Origin of the sequence: uncultured Anaerococcus sp. (assembly GCF_963510915.1) — a bacterium.
In the GTDB taxonomy this organism is placed as follows: domain Bacteria; phylum Bacillota; class Clostridia; order Tissierellales; family Peptoniphilaceae; genus Anaerococcus.
Map to the genome: position 1 here is coordinate 1 of NZ_CAUPHG010000112.1, position 4,771 is coordinate 4,771.

The 4,771-nt window shown below is 31.1% G+C and carries 5 protein-coding genes, 1 tRNA gene and 1 other RNA gene; 3 read left to right on the forward strand and 4 right to left on the reverse strand.

The genetic code is table 11. The features are described from left to right. Positions 1 to 67: 67 nt before the first annotated feature. From RQ893_RS08130 to dnaX, 4 genes are read right to left on the reverse strand one after another with little or no spacing between them, the layout of a single operon-like run. Positions 68 to 1,066, reverse strand: coding sequence for a hypothetical protein (locus RQ893_RS08130; protein ID WP_311482522.1), 999 nt, complete (start codon positions 1,064 to 1,066; stop codon positions 68 to 70). Further along, positions 1,059 to 1,664: a recombination mediator RecR gene (gene recR / locus RQ893_RS08135; protein ID WP_311482523.1), complete on the reverse strand. Its 606-nt coding sequence runs from the start codon at positions 1,662 to 1,664 to the stop codon at positions 1,059 to 1,061. The genes RQ893_RS08130 and recR overlap by 8 nt, the downstream gene beginning before the upstream one ends. Further along, positions 1,664 to 1,999 (reverse strand): YbaB/EbfC family nucleoid-associated protein, encoded by a 336-nt coding sequence (locus RQ893_RS08140; RefSeq protein WP_311482524.1) that lies wholly within the window; start codon positions 1,997 to 1,999, stop codon positions 1,664 to 1,666. Before RQ893_RS08140 ends, recR begins: the two co-directional genes overlap by 1 nt. 9 nt (positions 2,000 to 2,008) lie before the next feature. Further along, complete coding sequence (dnaX, locus tag RQ893_RS08145; protein WP_311482525.1) at positions 2,009 to 3,691, reverse strand: DNA polymerase III subunit gamma/tau; 1,683 nt, start codon at positions 3,689 to 3,691, stop codon at positions 2,009 to 2,011. Between the two features lie 103 nt (positions 3,692 to 3,794). On the opposite strand from dnaX, the gene RQ893_RS08150 reads away from it, so the two are divergent. The 3 genes from RQ893_RS08150 (at position 3,795) to cbpB (ending at position 4,707) form a co-directional block, all read left to right on the forward strand. Further along, positions 3,795 to 3,885 (forward strand) — tRNA-Ser (locus RQ893_RS08150). Further along, positions 3,885 to 4,151, forward strand: an RNA gene (ffs, locus tag RQ893_RS08155) — signal recognition particle sRNA large type. The genes RQ893_RS08150 and ffs overlap by 1 nt, the downstream gene beginning before the upstream one ends. Before the next feature lie 91 nt (positions 4,152 to 4,242). Beyond that, entirely contained in the window at positions 4,243 to 4,707 is a 465-nt protein-coding gene (gene cbpB, locus RQ893_RS08160; protein ID WP_311482526.1) for a cyclic-di-AMP-binding protein CbpB, read from the forward strand. Positions 4,708 to 4,771: the final 64 nt, after the last annotated feature.

Here is a 4,771-nt window from a genome sequence, read left to right on the forward strand (position 1 = left end):
TTTGGCATACAAAAACCCCTCCATCCGTATTCCGGATTTTGGGGTTCAGGTCAAAAAGGGAGTTCACTTAATTTTTGTAATATAAATCATCTGATGGTCTCTTGCCATCAAAGATATTTTTATCTAAATTTTCTAACTTATCCATATATATTTCAAAAACACCAGCCATGGTATCTGAATCTATAAAGGTATTTTCCATTGACTTATATATTTTTATTGCTTCTTCGTTTGTTATATCATAATTATTTATAATACTCTGTGATAATACGGTTTTTTCATCAATCAGCTTTTGGTTTTTTTTATATTCAAGCAAAAACTTATCAAAACTTTCCTTGTTATCTTTTAAGTAATTTTTATTAACAATGATAACTTCTGATAATAAGTCGCCAGTAGAATCGGTCTTTGAATTTGGAATCATTTCCATAGCATTATTTACATCAAAACTATAGTATTCCCTATTTTTTAGGGCCATTGAATAATATGGATCAGATAAAATTGCTACGATATTTTCTCTTTTATCCAAATTTTTAACCAAATCTTTTTGATTATAATAAAATTCGGTATTGATTCTCATCAATGTCTTTACAAAACCGAGCTTTGAATTAATTAACTTATTCATTGACTCATTTAATTCTGGAACCATTATAGTTTTTCCTGCCATATCTTTTGGATTGTTTATTTGCTTATCACTTATGATATGTAGATTATTGACCATTGTAATTGCCCCTAATTTAATGTTGCCATCTGTCTTATTATATAAATCCACTACTTGATAGGCTGGCACAACTGCAATATCAAAGCTTAAAGATTCAATCTGTGCCAAGTTATTTATTTTTGTAATCTGATATGGGTTTTCCTTATTTTTGCATAGTTCATCCAATATTATATCTGAAGCAAAAGTTGCAGATTTTATATCAATTTTTGTTGTAACTGGTTTCTTTTCAACCTCTATTACTTCTTTTTTTATCTTATCTACCTTATCCGTTTTTTTATTTTTTAATAAAAAACATCCTGTTAATAGCAAAATAGGAAGAATTGCTATCAACAATTTTTTTATCCTATTCACTTACATCTCTCCTATCTTCCAAGGCTCTCTCTAAGGTAAGTTGGTCAAAATACTCTAGGTGAGAACCAACAGGAATTCCTTGGGCAATTTTTGAAATCTTTATATTTCTTCCCTTTAAAAGATTAGTTATGAATAAAATAGTTGTCTCACCTTCTATTGTTGAAGAAATTGCAAGGATAATCTCCTTTATATTTTCATTATCTAACCTTTCAATTAACTTATCTATGTTTAGTTTGTCAGGACTAATGTCGTCTGACGGTGAAATTAGTCCTCCCAAGACATGGTATTTTCCCCTATAGGCTCCAGATTTTTCGATGGCAATAAGATTTCTAACATCTTCTACTATGCAGAGATATTCCTCATCTCTTGTAAAATCTCTACATATTTTACAAGTATCTTCTTCTGTGAGATTTCCACAAATTTTGCAATGATGAATTCTTTCCTTAACTTCCATCAAAGCTTTAGAAAAATCTTCAACACTTTTTGCATCCTCATCTACTATACTCATCGCAAGTCTTTCTGCGCTTTTTCTGCCTATAGTTGGTAATTTTTGAAATTGTTCTATTAAATTATTTAATGATTCGGGTAAAATAGCCATTACATTAAGCCAGGAATATTAATTCCGCCAGTTAGTTTGCCCATATTTTCTTCATTAAACTTATCAGCTTGACTAGCTGCATCATTTATAGCGACCATTATTAAATCTTGAAGCATTTCAACATCCTCAGGGTCAACTACATCTGGATTAATTTTTATAGCAGTTACTACTTTCTTTCCGGTTACAGTAGCTTCTACTACTCCGCCACCTGCGGAAGATGTAAACTCTTTTTCTTCTAGCTCTTGTTGAGCCCTTTCCATTTCTTCTTGCATCTTCTTCACTTGTTTCATCATATTGTTCATATTTGGCATTCCGCCTCTAAAATTTCTAACCATTTCTTCCTCCTATTTAATAATTAAATCATCATCAAAAATATTTTTCAGCTTATTTATTGTATTATTTGTATCGTCATCATTTACTAGATTTTCTTCTTTTTTGATTTCACCTGTCACTAAAGAAAAATTTATATCTTTTTTTAAGATATTAGAAAGCTTTTCGCTTATTTCATCTATTTTGGTTTCTATAAATATACTATAAAATTTATCTTTAATTATAAGGTCAAACTTATCTCCAACATATGTGTAGTTAAATCCTTCATCATTAAAAATCGTATTTAACATTGTCCCAGAAGTTGATATTATCATCTCCCTAATTGTATTAACAATATTAGAATCTAGTTTTGTAGTCTGAATTTCATCAACTTCTTCTATTGATTTTTCATTATCAATATCTGATTTTTTAACTTCTTTATTATTTCCTAATTGTTCATCATTCTCAATTAAAATACTCTCAATTTGTGGTTCATCTTCTTTGGAATCATAAGTTGAAATTTTATCTATCGGAGAAAAATTTTCAAATCTATTGTCTATTAACTTATTAAGTGTATCAATAATATCTGATTGGCCTAATCTTTCAAGTTTTTCAACTCTTGATACAAGACTATTCATATCGACTGTATCAATTAGCCTTAGTACGAGGATTTCACTTAATATATCCGTATTAGATGAAGAATTTATTTTTATAGAGTAATCATTTAAAACATCAAGACTTGTTAGGATTCTCTCAAGACTTATATTTTGAACACTTTCTTTAAGAAGCTCAAGTCTTTGTTCATTTTCAAAAAATGTATCATCAGCGCTAACCTTTAGAACCATGAGGTCCCTATAAAAGTTAATGAGTGCATCCACAATATCTAAATTTGATTTACCATCATCTCTTATGGCTACAAGGTCTTTTAAACTTTCTCTTTGATCTTTTGCAATGATGCTAGTTACGAGTTTATTGACTTTCTCAAAATCAACTGAACCTAGAATAAATTCGACATCCTTGAGCAAATATTCTTCCTTATCAAAAGATAAAACCTGGTCTAAAATACTTAAAGCATCCCTCATAGCTCCCTTGGCTTTTCTAATGATAAGGTCAATAGCTTCATTTTCCATTTTTATATTCTGATCATTAAGAATTATACTTATCTGTTCCCTGATTTTAGATGAGGCAATCTTATTAAATTCAAATTTTTGAACTCTAGATAAAATTGTTTTTGGAATCTTATCTATTTCTGTGGTAGCAAGGATAAATACTAAATGCTTTGGTGGCTCTTCCATGATTTTAAGAAGGGCATTAAAAGCCTCTCTTGTTATCATGTGAGCCTCATCTATTATGTAGACCTTATATTTTAAATTAGCTGGTGGATAAATTACATTATCTCTTAAATTTCTAATATCGTCTATCCTTCTATTGCTTGCAGCATCCATCTCCACAACATCTAGGCTTGTTTCTTCTTCTATAGCCTTACAATTTTCGCACTCTAGACAGGGAGAACCGTCTTGTGGATTAAGACAGTTAATTGCCTTGGCAAATATCTTTGCAGCAGATGTTTTCCCACAGCCTCTTTCTCCAGCAAATAAATAAGCATGAGAAAAGTTTTTATTTTTTATTTGATTTTTTAATACATTTACGACCTTATCTTGACCAAGAACTTGGTCAAAAATCTTTGGCCTATATTTTCTATATAAAGCTTTTGCCATAGCCTTCCTTCCTACCTACTAATTATACCACAGTTTATAAATTTTTTTGTTTTTTTTATTTTGCAATGAAAATAAACTACGGTATAGTAAGTTATTGTAGCATGGAGAGCTGTCCGAGCGGTTTAAGGAGCACGATTGGAAATCGTGTATACAGTTTTTATGTATCATGGGTTCAAATCCCATGCTCTCCGCCATGCACTAGACGGGGAACTAGCGGTGCCTTGTAACCTGCAATCCGCTATAGCAGGGTTTAAGTCCCAATGGAGGGCTCTTAGCGAAATAAAAGACTAAAATAACTAGTGTTGATTGATAGATCTTACGCAACATAAGACTGTGAACCATGTCAGGAGGGGAACCTAGCAGCATTAAGCAGACACTTATGTGTGCCGTAAGGCAACCTATCATGAGCTAGGGATTATAGAACCTATATTAGGCTAACTGTTCGATATTGGGTGTGCTTACATATAACTCCAAGATTTTCTTGGAGTTTTTTTGTGCTCAAATTATGATTTATGTTATAATAAAAAGAGATAGAAAAATAGGAGCTAAAATTGATAGGAAAAAATTTCGCCAAACTTTTTAATAGACCTACAGCTAATCTAATGATACCAGCAAGCCAAGTAGCAATAGTTAATGAAGATGACTCTCTCCTTCACGCAAGTCTTGTCTTATCAAGCTCTGGATATCAAATTATACCAGTAGTTGACGATGATAATTGTATAAGGGGTCTAATTTCTATACCATATATAGTTAGGAGCTTTGATGATTTATCTCTCTTTAACGAGGAGAAACTTGCAGCACACAAGGTAAAAGAAGCAATGAACCAAGTAGTACCTATCTTATTTGATAATTACGAATTAGAAGATGTCATATCTTTATTAATAGATAACAACTTTGTATGCATCACTTTAAAAAACGGATATTTTTTAGGTATTATACCAAGAAAAGTTGTTCTTGAAAGATTTACCCAAGTAGCTCATAATATAGAAAAAGAATATAAACTAGTAAAAAAATAACAAGGACTTATTTGACCTGAACCCCAAAATCCGGAATACGGATGGAGGGGTTTTTGTATGCCAA